This is a genomic window from Nocardia vulneris, assembly GCF_001613425.1.
In the GTDB taxonomy this organism is placed as follows: Bacteria; Actinomycetota; Actinomycetes; order Mycobacteriales; family Mycobacteriaceae; genus Nocardia; species Nocardia vulneris.
In genome coordinates this window covers 101,988-124,722 of record NZ_BDCI01000008.1, presented here as the reverse complement: position 1 = coordinate 124,722, position 22,735 = coordinate 101,988, and the positions used below count along the sequence as shown (strand labels likewise).

Genomic DNA, 22,735 nt, shown 5'->3' with positions numbered 1-22,735 from the left:
ATTCCTCAAGCTACCTGTCTGCGTGCGGTTGCGCGGCGGGGATTGACGGCCCGGATCACTCGGTGTCGTTCCGGCACAGGCCGGAACCGAGTGGCGAGCCAGACAACCACTGTTCCGACCTGATCGAGGCGGGAACTTCCGTCATTCTTCCTCGGGTGCATCGGGGAAGGCCTGCTGGGTGTAACCACCCCGCAGTGTTCCCTCCAGATAGGCGGCCTTGCAGGCGCGCCGGGCGATCTTGCCGCTGGAGGTGCGCGGGATCGAGCCCGCGGGAACCAGCAGAACGTCACGAACGGTGACACCGTGGCGCGCGGCCACCGCGGCCCGCACCTCGTCGGCGATCGGCAGTGGATCGGCCTTGCCCGCGCCGGGGCCGCGCTCGGCCACGATCACCAGCTGCTCGGAGCCGTCGTCGGCGTCGAACTTCAGGCCGGAGTGGCTGCCCTGATCGAAGACGAGCGCGGGCAGCTGGTTCGCGGGCACCGAGAACGCGGCGACGAAGCCGGGGCGCAGCGCCTTGGAGGCTTCCTGCGCGGAGAACTCGAGATCCTGCGGGTAGTGGTTGCGGCCGTCGACGATCACCAGGTCCTTGACCCGGCCGGTGATGTAGAGCTCGCCGTCGAGGTACACGCCGTAGTCGCCGGTGCGCATCCAGTTGGCGTCGCGCTCGGTGCCTTCGGCGTGACTGCCCTCGGCGAGGCGATGCGGCACCTTGTTCTGGAAGGTGGCGGACGTCTCGTCCGGGCGACCCCAGTAGCCGATGCCCATGTTGTTGCCGTGCAACCAGATCTCACCGACCCGGCCGTCGGGCAGTTCCTGGCCGCCGTCGGCTTCGACGGTTTCCGGATCGACGATCACGGCCCACTGCGACAGCGCGACGTAACCGCAGGAGACCTGGGCGATGGCGTTGTCGGTGCCCTGCTCGACCTTGACCATGCGGCCCGCGTTGAGCTCGTTGCGATCGACCCAGGTGACCTTGGCTTCGTCCTCGGCCTTGGTCGCCGACACGAACAGCGTCGCCTCGGCCATGCCGTAGCACGGCTTGATCGCCGTCTTGGGTAGGCCGTAGGGCGCGAAGGCCTCGTTGAACTTCTTCATCGACGAGGTGGTCACCGGCTCGCTGCCGTTGATCAGGCCGATCACGTTGGACAGATCCAGTGACTCGCCGTTCTTCGGCAGACCACGCGCGGCGGCATGCTCGAACGCGAAATTCGGTGCGGCGGCGAAGGTTCCGGCGCCGTCGGACTGCGCGGCCAGTTCCTTGATCCAGCGGTACGGCCGCCGCACGAACGCGCTCGGCGACATGATGGTGATGAACTTGCCGCCGACCGCGGGCAGGATCACCGTGAGCAGGCCCATGTCGTGGAACAGCGGCAGCCAGGTGACGCCGCGCGAGTTCCAGTCCAGGTTGATCGAGTTGACCATCTGCAGCAGGTTGGTGCCGACCGCGCGGTGAGTGATCTCCACACCGGCCGGGGTCCGGGTCGAGCCCGAGGTGTACTGCAGGTAGGCGATGTCATCGATGGCGATATCCGGACGCACCCAGCCCTCGCCGACGCTGTCGGGGATCGCGTCCACCGCGATGATGCGCGGGCGCTGGGCAGCGGGCAGCGAACGGAAGAACTGACGCACGCCCGCCGCGGAGGAGCTCGCGGTGAGGATGGCGGCAGGCTCGCAGTCGCCGAGCACGGCGTGCAGGCGGTCGGTGTGACCCGGCTCGTCGGGGTCGAACAGCGGCACCGAGATGGTGCCCGCGTAGATCGCGGCGAAGAAGGAGACCACGTAATCCAAGCCCTGCGGCGCCAGGATCGCGACCCGGTCGCCCGGGTTGGTCACCTGCTGCAGTCGAGCGGCCACCGCGCGCAGCCGAATGCCGAACTCACGCCACGTCAGTTCCTGGGCCTCACCATCACGCTCACGCGAGTAATCGATGTAGCGGTACGCCAGAGTGTTCGCGTCGTTCCGGGTGTGCTTCTCGACGTGATCGACCAGGGTGTGATCCTCGGGAATTCGGATGTTCCCGGTCTCGTCCAGGTAGTCGTCGAAAGTCTCTTCCATTCCTTCTTCTCCTCCGAGGCACACGCAGCAAGACGGCGACTACGCCGCTGTTACCTGTGAGGCCCCGACTCGCTTTCGCCCGCTGGCTGCTCCCACTGTGCGGAGAGTCAGCTTGCAGATTCTGGGCGGTCTGCGCGGTGACCGCTATCGGCTAGATGTACTCAAACCAGGGTTATGTTACAGAGAAGGCCCGGTCACTCGTCTCGCAGCAGGGGAATAACGGGGGCGAATGCGTCCATCTGGGTGGGAAATACCCCGACATACGACATCGAGGTGAGTTGGCGCACACGCCGGATCTGCTCGGCGATTTCCTCGAACGTTCCGATGGCGACGTAGGGCGACTCGAGGATCTCCTCGACCGAAAGCTTCACGTCCACCTCGAGATCCGGGTGCAGGCCCCGATCGATCGCGGAAAGCGCCATCTCAGCGGTCTTCTCGCGATCGTCGGTGATGACGATCGCGGTGATGGCCCAGTTCAGCTCGATATCGGCGAACCGATCGCCCGCGGCCTCGCGGATCAGGTTCACCTTCTCGATCGTCTTGGCCATGGTGATGCCCGACAAGAGGCCTTTACCGTGCTTGGTGGTGACCGGGACGACGGAGATGATGTCGGCGTGCTTGGCGGCCAGGCGCAACATCTTCGGACCGCCGCCGCCGGTGCAGATCGGCGGGCGCGGACCCTGCCGCGGGCGCGGCGTGCCCTTGACGCCGTGCACCTGGTAGTGCTTGCCCTCGAAGGTGCACTCCTGACCGCGCAGCAGCACGTCGAGAATGGTCAGCGCCTCGTCCAGCTTCTCCAGGCGGACGCCGGGCGTCTCGTAGGGGATGCCCGCGGCGGCGAACTCGTCCTGCTTCCAGCCCGCGCCGAGACCGACCTCGAGCCTGCCCTTAGACAGCACGTCGATGGTGGCCAGATCCTTGGCCAGCACCACCGGGTTGCGGAAGCCGTTGGCCAGCACCGAGGTTCCGAGCCGGATCCGCTCGGTGGCCTGAGTCAGCGCGCCGAGCGCGGCGATCGGGCCGATCTGGTCGCCGAGGTGGTCGGGCACGACGAAACTGTCGAAGCCGTACTCCTCGGCCTGCTGCGCCGTCTGGATGAACTTGCGGGCGCCACCTTCTTGCTTGTTTCCCTCACCAGCTGCCGCGAAGCGGAAGCTGCGCAGCGGCGTACCCAGCGCGGTCAACTCACCGGCCGGGGCGGCGGCTTCTGTCATGAACTCATGCTCCTGGCTGTAAGGAAATCCGGGCGCGACAGTGCGGGGCGGTCATACCCGACACTCGGTACGGGTTACCCGCGTCGCGATCACCAGCGCACTTTACAGCGTCGTGTCCAGCCGGACGCGCGCTTGCTCCGGCACCACTGGGTGTACTGGGCACGCACCGGAGTACGGCCTGTGAGATCTCACGAGTGCGGCGGATGCGGGGCCGACTCGATAAGGCCGTTCGCCCAGTTCGCGGTCCACTGGGTGGAGGTGGTGCCGTTGTCGTCGACGACGAATCCGTTGTACAGCGCGTGCACCGGATTGCCCGCCGCGCGCACCAGTGCGCCGACGCTGCCCATGATGTTCCACGGACTCAAGGCCTCTCGCGGCGCGTCACAGATCAGGTCGCCCTGCGCACAGATGGTGAAGGTCCGCTCGGCCAGTTCGCCGAAGCCACCCGGACGCGGACCGGTCATCGTGATCCCGGGCACATTGAGACCTTTCAAGGCCACCTCGGCGCCCACGCCGGCGGGCACCGCACCGATCTGCACCGCTTGACCGGGACCGGTGTCGCCGGTGCGGCGACCGTCCGAGATCAGTGTCACGCCGAGGATCCGCTTCGCCGGGACCGGGCCCTTGCCCGCGGCGATCTGACTGGTGACGTCGCCCGCGATGACCGCGCCCTGGGAGAAGCCGGCGATCACGTAGTTGGTCAGCGGACACCTGCTCGCCCGCTCCTGCATGGCCTTGACCATGTTCTGCGTGCCCTCGGTCCGGCTGTTGTTGTACGACTGCTGCCCGTCCGGGGGAATCGCGATCGGATTGGAGAACTGCGCGACATAGGGGACGGTGTAGACGTCGAGCCGCTCCTTGGGGAACTGCTGCGCCACCGGTCCGGAGATGTTGAGCATCAACGAGTTCGGGTTCGCCGTCGGGTTGTGCGGATCGTCGTTGCTGTTCGACTCCCAGGTGCCGGGCACCGAGATCATCTGCACGTCCGGGCAGTCCGCGGGCTGGGAGGTGGGCTCCTCCGGCGGCTTGGGCCCTGGCTTGGGCTGGCGCAGCGGTCCGGCGAGCAGGTACCACAGCAGCAGCACCACGATGATGATCAGCACCGGGATCGCGAGCAGCAGCAGGCATCCCGCCGGCCGGGACCGGCGGGACGTCGTTCCGCGGCGCGGGCTCACTGGCAGTACGTCTGCTTAGCGGCGCTGACGTAGATCTGCCCGGCCTTCTCCACCGGCATCTTCGCCGGATCGAAGGACGGGTCGGAGCCGGCCATCGCGGTCACGAAGGTCATCAGGTCTTGATCGGACGCACCGGAGGCGATGCCCTGGCAGACGTAGCCCGCGACGCTGAGCGCGATATCGGGGGTGGACGGCGTGACCCCCTGCTGCTTCAGCGCGTCGAGGTACTTCTTGTCCTTGTCGGTGAGCTTCGAGGTGTCCGCGGGCGGCGCGGACTCGATCGGCTCCGGCCGTTCCGGTGCGGGAGCCGGCGCCTGCTCGGATTCGGGCGCCGGAGCCGGGGCCGGAGCAGGCGCCGGGGCCGGGGCGGCGTCGCCGGGGGTGGACGAGGCGGGCGGCTGCGTTGCCGCCGTGGTGCGGGTCAGCGTCGGCGTGCTCGACGCGGTGGAATCGTTGCCACCACAGGCGGCGAGCAAGCCGGTCGCGGCGATCGCCACGACAACGCCGAATACCTTGCCACGGGTCCTCTGCATGAATTCTGTCCTCGATCTGTTCGCAAACGGGGGAGGTCGCCCACCAGGCTAAAGGAAAGTCGGCCTGGAGCGCGGCCGGTCAAGAAACAGACCGGTCCGTACTAAAGGCCGTGCACCTCGGGCTTGCCGTCCTTCACGACGATGTAGCCGGCTTGGAAGTTCTGCTGCACACCACCCGGAACGGGGAACTCGTCGCTGATCGGATACCCGAGTTTGCCGTTCTCATAGCCGAGTACCTGCCAGGCATCCATGAGCGGGCCGTTCTTCACCGCCCAGGCGCCCGACAGCGGGCTCCAGTAGATATTGCCGCCCTCGAAACGGCTGTACCGGCCGAGATCCTTCAGCGGCTGCTCCTCGGTGGCGGGGAAGCCGAGCCAGCTGTTCTCGTAACCCATTTGGGCGAACTTGTCCAAGATCAAGCCCTGCACCCGGTGCACCCCGGTCTTGGCGTTGTAGTAGAACGGGCCGTGCTCGAACGCCTGCACCGCACCGTCCCGGTTCGGCGTCTTGACCTCGGGCGCGATCGGGTAGCCCGCCGGGCCGCCCTCGTAACCCTGCCTGCCCCACTCGTCGAGGATCGCGCCGCGCACCACCTGGGCGCCGGTCTGCGGAGTCCAATACAGGGCGCCGTGCTGGAACGACTGCATGCGGCCGCGGCCGTCGGGCAACCCGCGCTCGTCACCGGTCGGCAACCCGAGCGGCCCGGCCGGGCCCTGCGCGGCCTGGTAACCGCCGCCGATCATGCCGCCGACCGGATGTGCGCCGTCGGCCTGCGTGTAATAGACCCGGCCGGACCGGAAGTCCTGGGCCACACCGCCGGCCACCGGATACTCCGGGGACTGGCATTCGCCGAGCCAGGCGTTCGCCGCGGCCACCGGCGCGATCGAGCCACCGACACTGCACGGACCCTTGCCCGCGTCCACACCGAGCGCGTTGGCGGCCTGCGCCCAGGACTGGCGCATCTCGAAATCCCAGTAGGGCCACGAATGCGTGCCGGACGGGCGGTAGTTCACCTGTGCGGGAATGGCCAGCCTGCCCAGCTTGGTGACGAAGTTCTGCGAGGTGAGCCGGGACAGGATCTCCAGCCCCATGCCCGCGTAGTTGGTGCTCACACCGGGGATGGCCGACGCCTGGTCGAACGGGCCGGTGGCCCCGCTGCCGCTGGACACGTACAGCGAGACGCCCTTCAGCTTCTCGGCCTGGGTGTACGGGTCGTGCGCGGCCCACTCCGGGCCGCCCGCCGGGCCCCACATGGCGCCGACGTCGTAGCCGCCCGCGTCGCGCATGGCGAACTGGATGGCCTGCGGCATGCCGATGGTGGTCGTGGTGAGGAAGCCGGAGTAGGAGGCCGCGTATTTGACGAAGCCGGGGTTGCGGGCGGCCAGGAACATGGCCGCCGTGCCGCCCATCGAAAGTCCTTCCATGCCACGGACATCCGTGGCCCGCCACTGCCCCTCGAGCAGCGGCGGCAATTCCTTGGTCAGGAAGGTTTCCCACTTGTAGGTCTTGCCGTTGTTGGGCTGCAACCAGTCCGAGTAGAAACTGGACTGCCCGCCGATCGGCAGCACGACGGTGACGTTCTTGTCCGCGAAGAAATCGACGGCGCCCGCGTCCTTGGTCCAGCCGCTCTCGTCGTCGGTGGCGCGCAGACCGTCGAGCAGATACAGCACCGGGAACCGGGCGTCGGGACGGGTGGCCCAGTCTCGGGCGAGCAGCAGTTGCACCTGGATCGGGGCCGCCATCGAGGGTGAATTGATCCACAGCGCGACCCGGCGGTCGGTCAGCCAGATCACCTTCTGCACGGTCGCTCCCGCGCCGGGATCCACCGCGGGTGCGGGCTCAGGGACAGGTTGGGCGGCCGCCGGCGCGATGCCTGCGGCGAGCGGGATGACCATGGCGGTGGCGAACAGCACCGACCGCCCGCGCGCCGGACGACTGCCGCGACGCTCGCGTCGCCCCCATCTGCCGCGCCGAATCCCTGCCACAAGAGCTTTCTACCCCCGTAACGGCCAGGTTTCCGGGAGACACGCGCAGGACCACGCGAAACCACCTGTCCCGAAAAGCAACTCGGGCCGCACCCGAGAAGGGTGCGGCCCGAGCCGTCGGTCAGCAGGTCACCAGGCGCCGGTGGCGTCCAGGATCTGGTTGCGGGAGGCGAAGAGCTGGCCCTCCCAGTACTTCCAGGAGTGCGTGCCGGTGGCCGGGAAGTCGAACCGGGCCGGGATGCCGAGCGACGCCAGGCGAGCCTGGAACGCACGGGTGTTCACCAGCGAGAGCGCCTCGAGCGCCATCGCGTTACCGGTGTTGAACACGCCGACCGCCGAGTTCGGGTTGTCGTACTGGCCCGGCAGGCCGCTGGCCGCCGAGATGTACATCGGCAGGCCCTTGAGCTGCGGCGCGAACACGAACGGGTCCATCCGCAGCCACGCGGGGCTCCACGGGGCGGCCATCGAGTCGACGTTGAACTTGCCCGCGTCGAGCATCGCGATGCGGATCGCCTCACGCATGCCGGGCGCGGAGATGTTCAGGTAGCCCGAGTAGGAGGCGGCGAACTTGAACTGATCGCGGTGGTACGCAGCCAGCGCCAGGGCGCCACTGCCGCCCATCGAGAGGCCGGCCACCGCGTTGTTGGTGCGCGAGACGCCATAGCCCTCGAGGAAGGCGGGAAGCTCCTTGGTCAGGAAGGTTTCCCACTTGTAGGTGGTCTTCTGGCCGTTGGTGTTGCTCGGCGCGTACCAGTCCGTGTAGAAGCTGGACTGGCCGCCGACCGGCATGACCAGGGTGATGTTGTCGTTCGCGAACTGCTGCAGCGCGTTCGTCTCGAACGACCAGGCGTTGCGGTCGTCGCGAGCGCGGAGTCCGTCGAGCAGGTAGAGCGCCGCGTTGCCGCCGCGCGAGGCCCACTGCACCTGGACCTTGATCGGGCCCATGCTGGACGGGACCATCAGATCTTCGAAGCCGCCTGCGGGGGAACGCAATACCGGTGCCTGCGCCGGTGCCGCGGTGGCGATCGGGGCCGCCACACCGGCGGCGATCGGTAGCGCCAGCGCGGCGGCACCGACAGCCAGAATTCGTTGGCGCCAACTACGAGGTGCGCCGCGCCGGCCCGACTTGGTTCTCATCGGCGCGGCCGCCCTGCCGAAACGCATGAATCCTGCTCTCTTTCTGCTTTTCTGCCTGTTGTGGTGCGGTCCGCGACCCGGGGAGGGCGCAACCACACCAGTGCTGCCAACGAGACGCACGCCGCGCCACACCGGACCCCGACTTTCCGGCACAGCCGACCGCGCTACAACGATCTGGTCACACTTGCGCTCGCTGGACGATATTCGACGCCCGAAGCCTTAGCAAGGCCGAGGCAACCAGGTGGCCGAAATCCGCCCGTACGCAATCTGTGATGGTGCGGTGACCCTATCGCGTCAGCGCGGTGATTGTCGTGCCGGAGCACCAAATTTTCACCTGATGGCCGGAAGTGTCAGCTCACCCCAAATTCGCGCTCAGGTCGGGCAGCATCTGGAACACCTGGTCCTGCCAGTAGTTCCAGCTGTGCACACCCACCGGTGTGTAGACGAAGTTTGCGTTGCTCGGGCCGAGACTGTTAAGCCGCGCTTCAAAGGCGCGAGTGTTCGCCAGTGCGATCGTTTCCAAAGCCATCGCATTACCGAGGTGGTAGACGTCGATCGGCGAGTTGATCACGTCCCGGGGTCCGTTGACGCCATTGCCGGTGGCGATCCAGAGCCGAGTTCCGTTGGCACGCAACAGCGGCGCGAACATGAACGGATCGTTGCGCAACCAGCGCGAATCCCAGGGCGGACCCCACATGGCGTCGATGTTGAAGCCGCCCGCGTCGAGCATGGCCAGGCGCAAGCCCTCTTTCATGGCGGGCGCGGAAATGTTCAGATAACCGGAATAGGAAGCGGCATAACGAAACTGGTCGGGATGATAAGCGGCCAGCGCGAGCGCGGCACTGCCGCCCATGGACAGGCCGAACACCCCGTTGCCGTGCGGTTGGAAACCCAGTCGGTCGCGCAACGCCCAGCGCAGATTGTGCGACAGGAAGCGCTCCCACGCGTAGGGCTGCTGCTGCCCGTTGGTATTGCTCGGCGCGACCCAGTCCGAATAGAAGCTGGACTGCCCGCCCACCGGCATCACGACGTTGATGTTCCAGCTCGGCAGCACCCGCGAGATGTCGGTGTCGATTTCCCAGCCGCTCAGATCGTTGCGGGCGCGCAGTCCGTCCAGCGCATAGACGACCCGGCGGGTGTTGCCGTCGGCGGCACGGAAGATCCGGGATTTGATCGGGCCCATGCTGGAGTCGACCCAGAAGTCGAAGCCCGCGGGGTCGAAACCGGCCCGCGCGGCCGGGGCGAGACCGCCGAGCGCCGCGCCGAACGGCAGGGCCAGCGCCACGGCGAGGCCGAGCAGCCCCCGCCGCAGCCAGCGCCGATCCGCTCGCGCAGCACGTCCGGCAACCATCCCGCGCACTCCACCTGCTCGCATCGATCCGACCTTTCACCGCGCGCTCGCCATTGACCGCAACTGTTGTGCACAGAGATCGACACTTCTGGACCGAAGACTTCCACCCGAAGCTCTCGATTTTATCGCTCTTCTATATGCAGTTATGTGTGGAATGCGGTTTCGAAAACGCGCCGCGATGCCAGATCGTGACAAAGCCAGATATTTGCCGACGAAGCGAAAGGACAACGGCCACACTGTTTGCTACGCGCAGCATTCTTTCGTCAGCGACCATTCAGACAACAAGTACGTAAACGACGGACCGCCCGGCGCTGCGTAGCGCCGGGCGGTCCGTCGGGTCGAGTGTGTCAGCCGATGTTGGCGGACATGTCCGGGATCATGCGATTGGCCTCGTCGATCCAGTTGTTCCACGCGTGGATACCGAACGCCGGGTAGGAGTAGACGGCATTGCCGCCACCCAGGGTGGCCATCCGGACCTCGAAGGCGCGCGTGTTTGCCAGTGCCAGCGCCTCCAGGCCCATACCGTTCAAGGTGTTGAAGCTCGGTCCGTCCTGCGCCGTGGGCAGGCCGCTCGCCGCCGCGATCCACAGCCTGGTGCCGTTGCGGACGAGGTTGGGCGCGAACACGAACGGGTCCATCCGCAGCCACTGCGGGCCCCACGGCGGTGCCATGGAGTCGACGTTGTAGCCGCCTGCGTCGAGCATCGCGATGCGGATCGCCTCGCGCATACCGGGCGCGGAGATGTTCAGGTAACCCGAGTACGAACCCGCGAAGCTGAACTGGTCCGGGTGGTACGCGGCCAGGGTGAGCGCGGCACTGCCGCCCATGGACAGCCCGAACACCCCGTTGCGGTTCGGGTTGAAGCCGAGCCGGTCGCGCAGCGCGTTGCGCAGGTCGCGGGTCAGGAAGGTCTCCCACTGGTACCGGTAGCTCTTACCGGGCCCCGCGGCCAGGATGTTCAGCGCGCCGGAGCCGGAGGACGAGCCGCTGCCGGCCGGGATGCCGAGCAGCTCGCTCGGCGCGTTCCAGTCGGCGTAGAAGCTGGACATGCCGCCGACCGGCATGACGACGTTGATGTTCCAGTCCGCCAGCTGCTGGGGAACGTTGGTCTCGATCTCCCAGCCGTTCAGGTTCTCCGGCGCCCGCATGCCGTCGAGCACGTAGGCGACCCGGTTGGTGTTGCCGTCACGGGCCGGGATGATGCGGGTCTTGATCGGGCCCATGCCCGAGTCGACCCAGAAGTCGAAGGCCGCGGGGTTGAACGCCGCCGACGCGGTGGCGCCGGTGCCGGCTGCCGCCAGGCCGAAGGGCACCAGCAGTGCCGTAGCTACCCCCAGTGCGGATCGCTTGACCCAGGCACCGGTCGCGCCCGGTTTTCCGGGGCCACGTCTCCAGCGGGCAAATCGCATCAACTCGACCTTTCGTTCAGGCAGCCGGGGTAGCAAATATCCGGCAATCTACACCGACCCCCGTATCGGACACCAAGAGCCCTCGTCCGAACAAATCGGACGAATCGACCTCAGCACATGTTCTCCGTGTATCAATCGGTACTGGATGCTTCTATGTTGCTGGAAAGTGACCCAAGCCACAACTTTCGCACCCGTACCCTTCTCATTCGTTACCAAACAAGCGTTGGACGACCGCCCTGCACAAAGAAACCGCCCGGTGCGGGTGCACCGGGCGGTTCGCGTCGAAGCGACCTATCGGAAGATCATCCGATATTGGCGGACATGTCCGGAATCATCCGGTAAACCTCATCGGCCCAGTAGGTCCAGTTGTGCACACCGACGGCCGGGAAGTCGTAGGTGGCGTTGTCGGCGCCCAGTGTGAGCATCCGGACCTGGAACGCACGGGTGTTGGCGAGCGCGAGCGCCTCGAGTCCCATCGCGTTGAGGGTGTTGAAGCTCAGCCCGTCGGCACCGCTGGGCAGGCCGCTGCCCGCGGAGATCCACAGCCGGGTGTTGTTGGCCTTCAACCGCGGCGCGAACACGAACGGATCCATCCGCAGCCACTGCGGGCCCCACGGCGGCGCCATCGCGTCGATGTTGAAGCCGCCCGCGTCCAGCATGGCCACCCGCAGCGCCTCGCGCATACCCGGCGCCGAGATGTTCAGGTAGCCGGAATACGAACCGGCGTAACGGAACTGGTCCGGGTGGTAGGCCGCCAGGGTGAGCGCGGCACTGCCGCCCATGGACAGCCCGAAGACCGCGTTGTTGTTCGGGTTGAAGCCGAGCCGGTCACGCAGCGCGTTGCGCAGGTTCTGGGTGAGGAAGGTCTCCCACTTGTAGGTGTTCGACTTGCCCATCCCCGCGGAACCGGAGAGCAGACCGGAGCCGGAGTTACCCGAACCCGAGTTGGCCGAACCGGTGGAGGAGGAACCCGCGCTGCCGAGGCCGAAGAAGTTGCTCGGCCCGTTCCAGTCGGCGTAGAAGCTCGACGGCCCGCCGACCGGCATGACGACGTTCATGTTCCATTTGGTCAGCTCGCGCACGACCTCGGTATCGACTTCCCAACCACTCAGGTCGGGGCGCGCCCGCATACCGTCGAGCGCGTAGACCACGCGCCCGGTGTTGCCGTCGGCGGCGCGGAAGACCCGGCTCTTGATCGGCCCCATCTCGGAGTCGACCCAGAAATCGAAGCCGTCCGGATTGAAGGCGGCCGACGCGGTTCCGGCGGGCCCTGCCACCGACACCCCGAGCGGGAGCAGAATCGCCATCGACACCAGCACCGAACGCTTCAGCCACGATCCGGCTCTTCGAGTATTCAGACGCCCGAACACGCCTCGCATCAGTTTCGACCTCTCGTTCATGCAACGGCATCGGCCGTGTCTCACGATGACCCGCCGATGCCCACAACAAGTTGACGTCATGACGGGCGTACTTTCGCAGCGTAGCGCTTCATCGTTGCGGGGGCGTTATCGAAACGAGACTAAGCGGTGGACGCCACGTTGTAGGGCCCCGCCAATGCGACCACTGGGCCCCCTGTGAAAGGTGGGCCCAGTGGGTACGCGCGGGGTGGCCGCAATGTGCCACCGTGGCGGAATTGCGTCAGCGCGGCGGCTGCGGCGGCCTGGGGAACGGATCGACCAGACCACAGCGCTCGATCTCGTACTTCGGCACGCGATCGATCCGGTACTCGGCGAAGCGCAGCGCGTTCTTCAGGTTGTGCCGGAAGCGCTCGAAGGTGAGCGGTTCCCGGGAGGAGATGAGCAGCGCCTGGGTGTCCGGGCAGGACATCGCGGTGCGCGCCTGGGTCACCCACTTCTCGTCCATGTACCAGGGCATCCACGGGTGCCGGTCGACCATGCCGGTGTCCACGACCACCCAGTCCGAATACAGGTTCTTGTCGTGCCCGATCCGGCCGTCGACGAGCCGTTCGGTATGCGCGGCAAGCGGATACGCCAGGCCCATCTGGTCGATGACGCGCACGTTCAGCGGCACGTTCATGCTGGTCATGCCCAGGTTCAGGAAGTAGACCGTGTGCCCGGCGCCGCCCGCGGGGATCGGCTGCGGCGGCGGCGCGATGTACCAGAACATGAACGACGGCGAGTTCAGCAGCAGGCCGCCGTTCGGGGTGTCGGCGATGCCGTTGACCATCGGCCGGATGCGCGGGTAGTCGAGGTAGTCCTCGGCCAGGATCGGGTGATCGTGCCCGGTGTTGAGCACGTAGTAGACCCGTTCGTCCACGATGCCGGACGAGCTGATCTTGGTGCCGGTCTTGATGGCCGTGGTGTTGGCCGCGAACAGTGCCCAGCCCGCGGTGCCGAGCAGCGCGAACAGCACCACGACGAAGGACCAGTCGGCCACGGTCGCCGCGCGCAGGCCGCCCTGCGGCAGCCGGACCGGCACCACCGCGACCGGCAGCAGCAGCAAGAACAACTGCGCCAACAGCATTCGGCCGTGCATGAAGTCACCGCCGACGCGCAGCGCGTACACGGTGAGGACGAATCCGCTGAACAGCACCAGGGTCACCACGGCGGCAGGCGAACGCAGCCACTCGCGCACCCGGCGCACGCTGCGGCGCTTCGGTTCGTCGGGAGTGGCGTGCCGCCCGGCGGGCGCGGCCGCGGGACGGGAGCGCGCCGCCACGACACCGGCGGCGAGCAGCACCAGCAGCGGCACCCACAGGTAGTACGGGCCGACCAGGTCCCAGAGGTAGGTGAAGCCCTGCCCCCACTTGGCGCCACCAGCATCCTTGGCCACCGCGGTGTTCGGGTAGGGCAGTCCGTAATAGCCCATCCGCCAGATCTGGTAACCCAGCGGCAGTACGCCCGCGGCGGCGATGATCAAGGCGCGCAACACGATCGGGCGCAGCTTCGACTCGGGCATCGGGGCGAAAAAGATCATCAGCAGCGCCAGGCCGCCGACCACGGCCATCTCGGGCCGGATCAGCGGCGCGAGTCCGGCGAGGAACACCAGGCCGAAGAGCCCGGGCAGGCGCACCCGCTCGGCCTGACTCCAGCGCACCAGTTGCCACCACAGCAGGCCGAGCCAGCAGATGACCAGGCAGCTCTCCAGGCCCGAGGTGACGTAGTCGCGCGCGGGCGGCACCGCGATGTAGACGAGCGCGCCCGCGGGCAGCAGCAGCCCCGACTTCGTACCGCCCCACAGACGGCCGGTGCCGAGCATGGCGAACACCATCGCCGCGAGCGAGAGCGTCAAAGCCACACCGAGCACGACGTATTCGAGCCTGGCCTGCGTGAGCCAGCTGAAGAACCAGACGATGTAGGTCCACGCGGTGCTGGTGTTGGTCTCGACCCGCTCGTCCATGTTGAAGACGGGGCCGTTGCCTGCCAGCAGATTGCGTACCGTGCGCAGCACGATGAGTCCGTCGTCGGCGATCCAGCGACGCTGCCAGCCGCCGACGGCGAAAAGGACGACGGTGAGCACGATCCCACCGACGAACGTGGCTCGGGATAGCCGGGCGAACCGCGACGCCGAGCGGGCCGGCTGCGCAGCCGGCCCGTCGTTCGCGTTCTCCGAACGCTGCACTCCCGCTACCAACATCTCGTCAGGTGAGATAGACAGCGACACCTACCGCTCCGATCAAGGCGATTGCGAGGAGCTGGAGGACGCGGTCCCCCAGCGCGATCTCTTCAGGTTCACCGGCCTGGCCACCATCGACGTCGACCGCGTAACGCAGAATTGCGATGGTAAACGGAATCATAGAGATTGCGTACCAATTGGTGTCTTTCAGGCTGTCCTGTTGGAAGGCCCACAGACCGTAGAACACCACGACGGCGGTCGCCGCGAGGGTCCAGACGAATCGCAGGTAGGTCGGCGTGTAGTACTCCAGCGACCGGCGGATCTTGGCACCCGTGGCCAACGCGATCTGCAGTTCGGCGTAGCGCTTACCGGCCGCCATGAACAGCGAGCCGAACGCCATGACCAGCAAGAACCATTGCGACAGATCGATATTCGCGGCCGCGCCGCCGGCGACCGCGCGCAGCAGGAAGCCCGAGGACACGATGCAGATGTCCAGCACCGCCTGGTGCTTGAGGCCGAAGCAGTAGGCCAGCTGGATGCCGATGTAGACCGCCATCACCACGGCGAGATGCCAAGAGGCGAGGAACGATCCGGCGATCGAGCCGACGAGCAGCACCAGCGACAGCGCGTAGGCGAGGTTGACCGGGACCACGCCGGCCGCGATCGGCCGGAACCGCTTGGTCGGATGCGCCCGGTCGGCTTCCACATCGAGCGCGTCGTTGACCAGGTAGATGCCCGAGGCCGCCATGCAGAACACCACGAACGCGATGCCGACATGCGCGAGCACATCGATCTCGTTCGCCGTACCCGCGGCCAGCGGGGCCGCGAGCACCAGGACGTTCTTGACCCACTGCCGCGGCCGGATCGCCTTGAACAGCCCACCGGCCAACGTCTTCGGCGGACCCTTGACGACCGCTTCCGCTAGGTCGGCTCCGGTTGGCTCTTCACTCATGACGCCACCTCGCTGACGCTCGGCTTCGTCATGCGCGACGCGCGCTGTGTCATGATTCGCTCGCTGCGCTCCCTCATGGTCACCTACCAGTGCTCTTTCTTGTGCGGTCATCGAGTCTCTTTTCGGCGGCAAGCACAACGGCGGCGGACGCGGCACCGAGTGCGGAACCGGCGAGCACATCGGAGGGATAGTGCACCCCGAGGACAACCCGGGAGAGCAGCATCGGCGGCACGAGCACCGCAGGCAAGGGTAGCCCGGTCAATCTGCCGAGCAACACGGCCGCCGCGGTGGTCGAGGTGGCATGCGAGGACGGGAAGCTCAGTTTGCTCGGCGTCGACACGTTGACCTGCACCGACGGATCGTTCGGCCGCGGGCGGCGGACCACCCGCTTGATCACGATCGAGGCCGCGTGCGCGCCGACGGCGCCTACCGCGACCCCGGCCCACTGCCTGCGCCGCGGCTTGTCCACGACCCAGCCCGCGGCCGCGATGCCGACCCAGCCGAGCGCGTGCTCACCGAAGTGCGACATCCCGCGCGCGGCCTTGATCACCTCGGGGGTGGCGATCGTGGCCTGCACCGCGTTGAGAATCTTCACCTCGGCCGGGACCTGCGGGCTCGACGGCACCGCAGAGACCGGTCCGCCGTGCCCGTTCGAACTCTGCAGCGGCTGACTCACCGCCGTGTTGTCGGCTGTACCCGAACTCAAGACTTCTCGCCCTTCGTCTGCGCACCGAGGCCGAAGGCGTTCTCCCAGGCCGCGGTGCTGGTCAGCTGCGGATGCGCGGCGCGGTAGCGCTGCTGCATCTCGGGGAAGCGCGCGGCCAGTTCCTTGCGCAGGCGCATCGCTTCTTTGAACAGGCCGAGGGCCTGGCGCGGGTCACGCTTGCGGTAGACCACGCCACGTCCGTCGGCGGTGGTGACGGTAACCCCGTCGACCTGCGACAGCAAGAACCACCGCGCGTCCAGTGTCGGGACGTTCAGCTGCGGGGTCTCGTGATGCTGGGCATGCGCCGGACGCAGGTTGTGCAGTACGCCCTTGGCCAGCCGGACCACCTTGGCGATCGGGTTGGCCGGTTCGGCGACCGCGCCCACCTCGAGGTGGCTGGCCAGCGGCAGCTCGGTGGACGAGGGCAGGATCACCGCGTCCGGGTACTGCTTGCGCAGCGCGTGCACCGCGCCGAGCGCGCTCGGCAGCAACTGGAACAGCCGCTCCGGCCCGGCGAGGAAATCGCGGATGGCCAGGTTCTGGATAGCCACCGTCGAATACTCCAGGCAGAGCAGGTGTTTCAGGGTCGCCTTGATCGTGTTGACCACCATCGCCTGGCCGTTGCCCGGCAGGTGCAGCGAGGCGACGACCAGGCGATTGCGCAGGTGGAAGTACGCCTGCCAGTCGATGGCGTCGTCCTTGTCGCTCCACGCCATATGCCAGACCGCGGCACCGGGCAGGGTGACCGTCGGGTAGCCGTGGTCGCGCGCGCGCAGACCGTATTCGACGTCGTCCCACTTCAGGAACAGCGGCAGCGGCTGCCCGATCTGCTCGGCGACCTGCCGCGGGATCACGCAGGTCCACCAGCCGTTGAAATCGACGTCGATGCGCCGATGCAGCAGCTTGGAGTTGTCGCGATCCTTGAGCGGGTACTTGGCGAAGTCGTGGTCGTATTCGACGTTGGGCGCCGAGGTCCACATGAAGATGCCGCGGTCCACCACCTCGCCCATGCTGTGCAGGTGCGAACGCTCCTGCAGGTTCAGCATCTGACCGCCGACCAGCATCGGCGACTTGGCGAACCGGGCGAAGGCCAGCGCGCGCAGGATCGAATCGGGCTCGATCTCGATGTCGTCGTCCATGTAGACGATGTACTCGGCGTCGGTGGTCTGCAGCGCCTCGTACATCACCCGGCTGTACCCGCCGGAGCCGCCGAGGTTCGGCTGGTCGCGGATCACCAGACGGTCCCCGAGCACGGCGGCCGCCTCGTCGAAACCGGGTTCGTCGACCACCTTGCGGTTGCCCTGGTCGGCCACGATCACCGCGGCGACCTGCTCGAGCACCAGCGGGTCGGAGCCGAGCGCGCCCAGCGTTTTCACCAGGTCCGTCGGCCGGTTGAAGGTCGGCATGCCGCACGCGATGGTGCCCGCGCCGGGCGCCTCGATCGGCGCGTACCAGCCGCCGGCCAGCAGGGTGACCGCGGTGTCGGAGGTGATGTCGAACCAGATCCAGCCGCCGTCCTCGAACGGACCGAGATCGGTCTCGAACTCCACGGACACCGATTCGGCACCGGGCGCGACCGCGAACTCCTTGCCCTGCACGTGGATTCGCGAGCCGTCCGCCTTCGAGCGGTACACGTCGACCCGGCCGTGCCCGGCCAGCTCCAGCCGCAGCACCACCGCGGACAGGACGCTCCAGCGCCGCCAGTAACTGGCGGGCAGCGCGTTGAAGTAGGTGCAGAACGACACCTCGGACTCCGCGCCGATGGACAGCGAGGTCCGGGTGGCGGCGTGCGCGCGCCGGGCGTTGGTCGCGGCTTCCTCGACGTACAGGGTGCGCACGTCCAGCGGCTCACCCGGCCGGGGCAGGATGATCCGTTGCAGCAGCGACTTCGCGCGGGTCTCGGTGGCCATATCGTCCAAAAGGGATTGGGAGGTCATTCTGCACTTTCAGCGGTCAGCGGGGCGCCGGTCTCCAGGTGCGGCCGCAGCACATTGTCGAACATGCTCAGCGCGCTACCGATCGCCATATGCATGTCCAGGTACTGGTAGGTGCCCAGGCGGCCGCCGAAAAGGACCTTCTCCGTTGCGGTTTCCTTCTTCGCGAGCGCGCGGTAGGCAGCCAGCTTGGCGCGGTCCTCCGGCGTGTTGATCGGGTAGTACGGCTCGTCGCCGGTCTGCGCGAAGCGGGAGAACTCGCGCATGATCACCGTCTTGTCGTTCGGGTAGTCGCGCTCCGGGTGGAAGTGGCGCGGCTCGATGATCCGGGTGAACGGCACGTCCGCGTCGTTGTAGTTCATCACCGAGGTGCCCTGGTAGTCACCGGTCTCGAGCACCTCGGTCTCGAAATCGATGGTGCGCCAGCCGAGTTCGCCCTCCTGGTAGTCGAAGTAGCGATCCAGCGGGCCGGTGTAGACGACCGGCGCGTCCGGGTTCGCCGCGCGCAGTTCCGCGCGCACCTCGAACCAATCGGTGTTCACCCGCACCTCGATGAGCTCCGAGGCGGCCATGTTCTCCAGCCACTTCGTGTAGCCCTCTTTGGGCAGGCCCTCATAGGTGTCGTTGAAGTAGCGGTTGTCGAAGGTGTAGCGCACCGGCAGCCGGGTGATGTTGCCCGCGGGCAGTTCCTTCGGGTCGGTCTGCCACTGCTTGGCGGTGTAGTCGCGGATGAACGCCTCGTACAGCGGGCGCCCGATCAGCGAGATCGCCTTCTCCTCCAGGTTCTGCGCGTCCTTGGTCTCGATCTCCGAGGACTGCTCGGCGATGAGCTTGCGCGCCTCCTCCGGCGTGAAGTAGCGGCCGAAGAACTGCGAGATCAGGCCCAGACCCATCGGGAACTGGAAAGCCTGGCCCTTGTGCATCGCGAAGACCCGGTGCTGGTAGCCGGTGAACTCGGTGAACTGGGTGACGTAGTCCCACACACGCTTGTTGGAGGTGTGGAACAGGTGCGCGCCGTACTTGTGGATTTCGATGCCGGTATCCGGATCCGGTTCCGAATAGGCATTACCGCCCATGTGGTAGCGACGGTCGAGCACTAGAACGCGTTTGCCGAGCACCGAGGCGGCGCGTTCGGCGACGGTCAGGCCGAAGAAGCCGGAGCCGACGACGATCAGGTCGTACTGTGCGGAGTTGGCGGAGGTACCCGGGGACGATGCGACGGTCACGGGAGCCCAGAGTATCCGAAGTCCGCGCGGGCTCCGGGTGGAGTCACGAGGAGCACGGAACCGGCCCCTGTCCCGGCCTGCTCGCATGTCCGCGCCATCCGAATTTCGCCCGGAATTCGCCGCTCGTGACGCCACCGGTAAGACGCCGCCGATTGACTGATCGATCGCCCGTTGCCGCGCACGTTTCGGCACGCCGCGCGGGTGTCGTTCGAATGACACGCGCGCGGGACGACAGAAGTAGCGCGGCGATCATGGATCGTCCGTACCCGTCCTCGATCAGGGGCGGATCGGCTGCGGGGGGTGCCCGCCTTGGGGATTCGGGTACGGAGGGGGCGCAGGGAAGGGTTGCGGGGCGAGGTGAGGAGTGGGGACCGGGGCGGTCGGCGGCGCGGCGAGCGCGAGGACCGTCGCGGTCAGGGCGACGGTCGCGCCGCAGACGAGCGCCAGGAAGGAGGTTTCCGCGTCGATGGCCAAGCCGCGCTCGTTGCCGTAGACCGCACAGACCAGGCCGCCGACGAAGGTCCAGGTACCCCCGATGAGCAGCATCGGGCGGCCGAGCGGTTTGCCGCCGAGGTACAACAGGCCGCCGAGCGCGAGGATCCCGGCCATGAACGCCGAAACGACCAGCAGGATTTCCAGCCCGAAATGGACGTCCGCGGTGAGTTTCCAGGCGTCGTAGGTCTTCAGGAACTCGCGGTCGCCGACTTTCGGTTCCTTGATCCTGTCTACCGTCCGCAACAGGTGGACGCCGAGGAGCGAACCGCCGCAGACACCCACACCACCGACGCACGCGGTCAGGCCGGCCAGCACCTCGGAAGGCGGACGCGGTGGCGGTGGCGGTGGCGGAAAGTGATTGCCGGGCCGGCCATGTGGATCGTTCATCGAACCCCCCTCGTGATACGCGGGAACCCTACCGGGAACAGGGCTGTCGATCGAGCCCTGGTTACGGGGGGCGCGGCACGGATCAGACGTCGAGAGTGGCGTAGCTCGTTCGCTCGGCGTGACGGCGGGCCGGGGTGAACTCGAGCCAGCGGGCGGTATAGCGGGACGAAGCCAGGATGAACACGGCGAGCGGGAAGACCGCGGAGGCGAGAGCCGCCAGCCAGTCGCGGTGCAGCAGCGCGGTCAAGCTGCCGATGAGCCCGCCGAACAAGCCGTTGACGGTTTCGAGCACCCGGCCTTCCTCCGGAATCCAATCGATGCCGTAGTCGGGCTGGTATCCGGTGAGCGAAACCACCAGGGCGGCAAGGGCTGTCACGGTCAGCACGCCCGAGGTGACGATCAGGAGATAACGACCCGTCTCGTTGCGGCGCAACAGCAGGACAGCGCCGTAGCCGAGGCCGACCGCGGCGAGCAACGCACCCACGATCGAGAATGCGGCGAGCGATTTGTCGATATGCGGTGGCTGATGACGCAGGGCGTTCAACACCGCCCGCTCGCCCCACAGTTCGAACAGGGCGGCACAGATCGCGAGCACCCCTGCGACGGTCGCGACCACGCCACCGGGTTCCGCGGTGCGCGGCTCGGCCTCTGCCATGTCTGGCCCCCTTTCGGTCGACCGCACCGAAAACGGCCGGCACGCATCATTACGCGCACCGGCCGTCGGTAGAGCTCGAGCTACAGCTGTGTCTCCGCGTAGACCCGCATGGCGTCACGGACGAACTCCGCCGTCCCCGCGCCGTGCACGTCGTAGTTCGCGCCGAAGCGCGGATCCGCGACATACATCTCGCCGAGTCCGATGAAGGCCTCCTTCACCACGGCCCGGCCCTGCCAGCCGTCGCCGATCCAGGCGCGGTGGCGGGCGGTGATCGCCTGGGCCTCGGGGCTGTCGGGGGTGAGCCCGGCAGCGTGTGCCCTGCCGTAATCCGCGGCGATGTCCTTGGCCGCCTGCATGTGCGCCTGCTTCTGCTCCGCAGTGAGCCCGCGCCACCATTTGTCACCGCTGTCGTAGGCCTCCCTACCCCAGCGTTCGATCACCTCGTCCTTGTACTGCGTGTGGTCGAAGCCGTCGAAAACCTCTGCTGCCATGAGTTGTTCACCTCTTTCCGTCTTGTGCAGCGTTGTTTGCACCGACTCGATCTGGCGCCGGATCCGATCCTGTTCCTGCCGGAGCAGTTCCAGGTGCGTGCGCAGTGCGGCACCGGTGTCCTGTTCGCCCGCAAGTACTTCGGCGATGACCGGCAGGCCCAAGCCGAGTTCACGCAGCAGCAGGATGCGTTGCAACCGCACCAGGGAGTCCTGGTCGTAGAAGCGATAACCGTTGGTGCCGATCCGGCTCGGCGGCAACAGCCCGAGCTGGCCGTAGTGGCGCAGCGTGCGGCTGGTGGTACCGGCCGCCTTGGCCAGATCCTGGATGGACCATTCGGTGTGCACGACCTTCTCCCTTCTTTCTCGTCGGTGTATCCAGCATGCAAGTTGACGTTACGTCAAGGTCAACCCTGTTTACTCGGCGCGTTCAGCGGGTCTCGACCAGCGCGGGGGCCGGAGCCGGGACGACCGCCGCGGGGCGTCCGGCGAGCTGGCCGTACACGGTCGCGGCCAGCGCGATGACCAGCCCCGCCACCTGCAGCGGGCCGAGCGCCTGACCCAACGCGATCCACCCGATCACCGCGGCCGACACCGGGCTCAGCAGCCCGAGGAAGGCGACCGAGGTGGCGGGCACCTTGGAGATGCCGCGCACCCAGAGCCAGTAGGCCACGGCGGTGCCGATCACGGCGAGGTACAGGTAGCCACCGATGGCACGCCCGTCGAGTGCGGGCGGCGCGCCCTCGATGAGCACGGCCAGCGGCAGGATGAACAGGCCACCGGCGGTCAGTTGCCAGCCGGTCAGCACCAGCGGGCCGACCCCCTCGGGCCGCCCCCAGCGCTGGGTGAACACGGTGCCCGCCGCCATGGACGCGGCTCCGGCCAGTCCGGCGATGACGCCGACGGTGTCCAGCTGCGCGTTGGCCTTCAAGACCACGAGCGCGACGCCGAAGACGCCGATCACACCGGCAATCACCTTGCGCCCGTTGGGCTTTTCCGCGAGCACTACGGTCGCGAAGGCGAGGGCGAACATCGGTGCGACCGCGCCGAGGACGCCGGCCACACCGCCGGGCAGCCGGTACGCAGCCAGGAACAGCAGCGGGAAGAACGCGCCGATATTGAGGATGCCGAGGGCGACGGCCCGGCCGATCCAGATGCCGCGGGGCAGCATTCGAGCGAAGGCGAGCAGCACCAGTCCGGCGGGCAGCGCCCGCATGAGCGCGGTGAACAGCGGGCGGTCCGGCGGCAGGAATTCGGTGGTGACGGCGTAGGTGGAACCCCAGACGATGGGGGTGAGGGCGGTCAGCGCCAGGGTGCCCGCGTACGAGGTGCCGGTGCGCGGGGTTGGGCTTATGGTCATGTCGTTCGCTCCTCATTGATAATCTCAACGTTGAAATATCTACTCGTACAGGTATCTCAACGTCAAGTTGTTTAACATTAAGATTCTTGAAGGT

18 protein-coding genes are annotated in these 22,735 nt (G+C 67.2%); all 18 read right to left on the bottom strand.

The window, feature by feature from the left end; all coding sequences use genetic code 11:
- Positions 1-141: 141 nt before the first annotated feature.
- The 18 genes from fadD32 to NVU01S_RS11730 all read right to left on the bottom strand — a co-directional run bounded on the left by fadD32 (position 142) and on the right by NVU01S_RS11730 (position 22,641).
- Positions 142-2,058 (bottom strand): long-chain-fatty-acid--AMP ligase FadD32, encoded by a 1,917-nt coding sequence (gene fadD32 / locus NVU01S_RS11815; protein WP_043680600.1) that lies wholly within the window; start codon positions 2,056-2,058, stop codon positions 142-144.
- A 194-nt stretch (positions 2,059-2,252) separates the two neighbouring features.
- On the bottom strand, positions 2,253-3,272 hold the full coding sequence (locus NVU01S_RS11810) for an LLM class F420-dependent oxidoreductase (protein ID WP_029894130.1): 1,020 nt from the start codon (positions 3,270-3,272) through the stop codon (positions 2,253-2,255).
- Between the two features lie 188 nt (positions 3,273-3,460).
- The gene (locus tag NVU01S_RS11805) at positions 3,461-4,447 is read right to left on the bottom strand and encodes a cutinase family protein (RefSeq protein ID WP_043680604.1); all 987 of its coding nucleotides are present in this window, start codon (positions 4,445-4,447) and stop codon (positions 3,461-3,463) included.
- Entirely contained in the window at positions 4,444-4,980 is a 537-nt protein-coding gene (locus tag NVU01S_RS11800) for a DUF732 domain-containing protein (RefSeq protein WP_043680607.1), read from the bottom strand. Before NVU01S_RS11800 ends, NVU01S_RS11805 begins: the two co-directional genes overlap by 4 nt.
- Before the next feature lie 101 nt (positions 4,981-5,081).
- Positions 5,082-6,875, bottom strand: a complete 1,794-nt coding sequence (locus tag NVU01S_RS11795) for an alpha/beta hydrolase-fold protein (RefSeq protein WP_052281307.1) — start codon at positions 6,873-6,875, stop codon at positions 5,082-5,084.
- A 219-nt stretch (positions 6,876-7,094) separates the two neighbouring features.
- Positions 7,095-8,129, bottom strand: a complete 1,035-nt coding sequence (locus NVU01S_RS11790) for an alpha/beta hydrolase (RefSeq protein ID WP_373864194.1) — start codon at positions 8,127-8,129, stop codon at positions 7,095-7,097.
- 328 nt (positions 8,130-8,457) lie between these two features.
- The gene (locus NVU01S_RS11785; protein ID WP_373864193.1) at positions 8,458-9,477 is read right to left on the bottom strand and encodes an alpha/beta hydrolase; all 1,020 of its coding nucleotides are present in this window, start codon (positions 9,475-9,477) and stop codon (positions 8,458-8,460) included.
- A gap of 323 nt (positions 9,478-9,800) precedes the next feature.
- Positions 9,801-10,862, bottom strand: coding sequence for an alpha/beta hydrolase (locus NVU01S_RS11780; protein ID WP_052281304.1), 1,062 nt, complete (start codon positions 10,860-10,862; stop codon positions 9,801-9,803).
- Between the two features lie 302 nt (positions 10,863-11,164).
- A complete protein-coding gene (locus NVU01S_RS11775) occupies positions 11,165-12,262 on the bottom strand; it encodes an alpha/beta hydrolase (RefSeq protein ID WP_156161930.1) in 1,098 nt (365 codons plus the stop codon).
- 238 nt (positions 12,263-12,500) lie between these two features.
- Positions 12,501-14,459, bottom strand: a complete 1,959-nt coding sequence (locus NVU01S_RS11770) for an arabinofuranosyltransferase AftB family protein (protein ID WP_082032401.1) — start codon at positions 14,457-14,459, stop codon at positions 12,501-12,503.
- A 4-nt stretch (positions 14,460-14,463) separates the two neighbouring features.
- A complete protein-coding gene (locus NVU01S_RS11765) occupies positions 14,464-15,390 on the bottom strand; it encodes a decaprenyl-phosphate phosphoribosyltransferase (protein ID WP_014980967.1) in 927 nt (308 codons plus the stop codon).
- A 79-nt stretch (positions 15,391-15,469) separates the two neighbouring features.
- Positions 15,470-16,015, bottom strand: coding sequence for a phosphatase PAP2 family protein (locus NVU01S_RS11760; protein WP_175068888.1), 546 nt, complete (start codon positions 16,013-16,015; stop codon positions 15,470-15,472).
- Positions 16,016-16,092: 77 nt separating this feature from the next.
- On the bottom strand, positions 16,093-18,033 hold the full coding sequence (locus NVU01S_RS11755) for a glycosyltransferase (RefSeq protein ID WP_043680623.1): 1,941 nt from the start codon (positions 18,031-18,033) through the stop codon (positions 16,093-16,095).
- Complete coding sequence (glf, locus tag NVU01S_RS11750; protein WP_043680626.1) at positions 18,030-19,256, bottom strand: UDP-galactopyranose mutase; 1,227 nt, start codon at positions 19,254-19,256, stop codon at positions 18,030-18,032. The genes NVU01S_RS11755 and glf overlap by 4 nt, the downstream gene beginning before the upstream one ends.
- Before the next feature lie 276 nt (positions 19,257-19,532).
- Positions 19,533-20,138 (bottom strand): hypothetical protein, encoded by a 606-nt coding sequence (locus NVU01S_RS11745; RefSeq protein WP_156161931.1) that lies wholly within the window; start codon positions 20,136-20,138, stop codon positions 19,533-19,535.
- Positions 20,139-20,220: 82 nt separating this feature from the next.
- Positions 20,221-20,793, bottom strand: a complete 573-nt coding sequence (locus NVU01S_RS11740) for a hypothetical protein (RefSeq protein ID WP_043680633.1) — start codon at positions 20,791-20,793, stop codon at positions 20,221-20,223.
- An 80-nt stretch (positions 20,794-20,873) separates the two neighbouring features.
- Complete coding sequence (locus NVU01S_RS11735) at positions 20,874-21,629, bottom strand: MerR family transcriptional regulator (RefSeq protein ID WP_043680636.1); 756 nt, start codon at positions 21,627-21,629, stop codon at positions 20,874-20,876.
- An 82-nt stretch (positions 21,630-21,711) separates the two neighbouring features.
- The gene (locus tag NVU01S_RS11730; protein ID WP_052281305.1) at positions 21,712-22,641 is read right to left on the bottom strand and encodes an EamA family transporter; all 930 of its coding nucleotides are present in this window, start codon (positions 22,639-22,641) and stop codon (positions 21,712-21,714) included.
- Between the last annotated feature and the right edge of the window lie 94 nt (positions 22,642-22,735).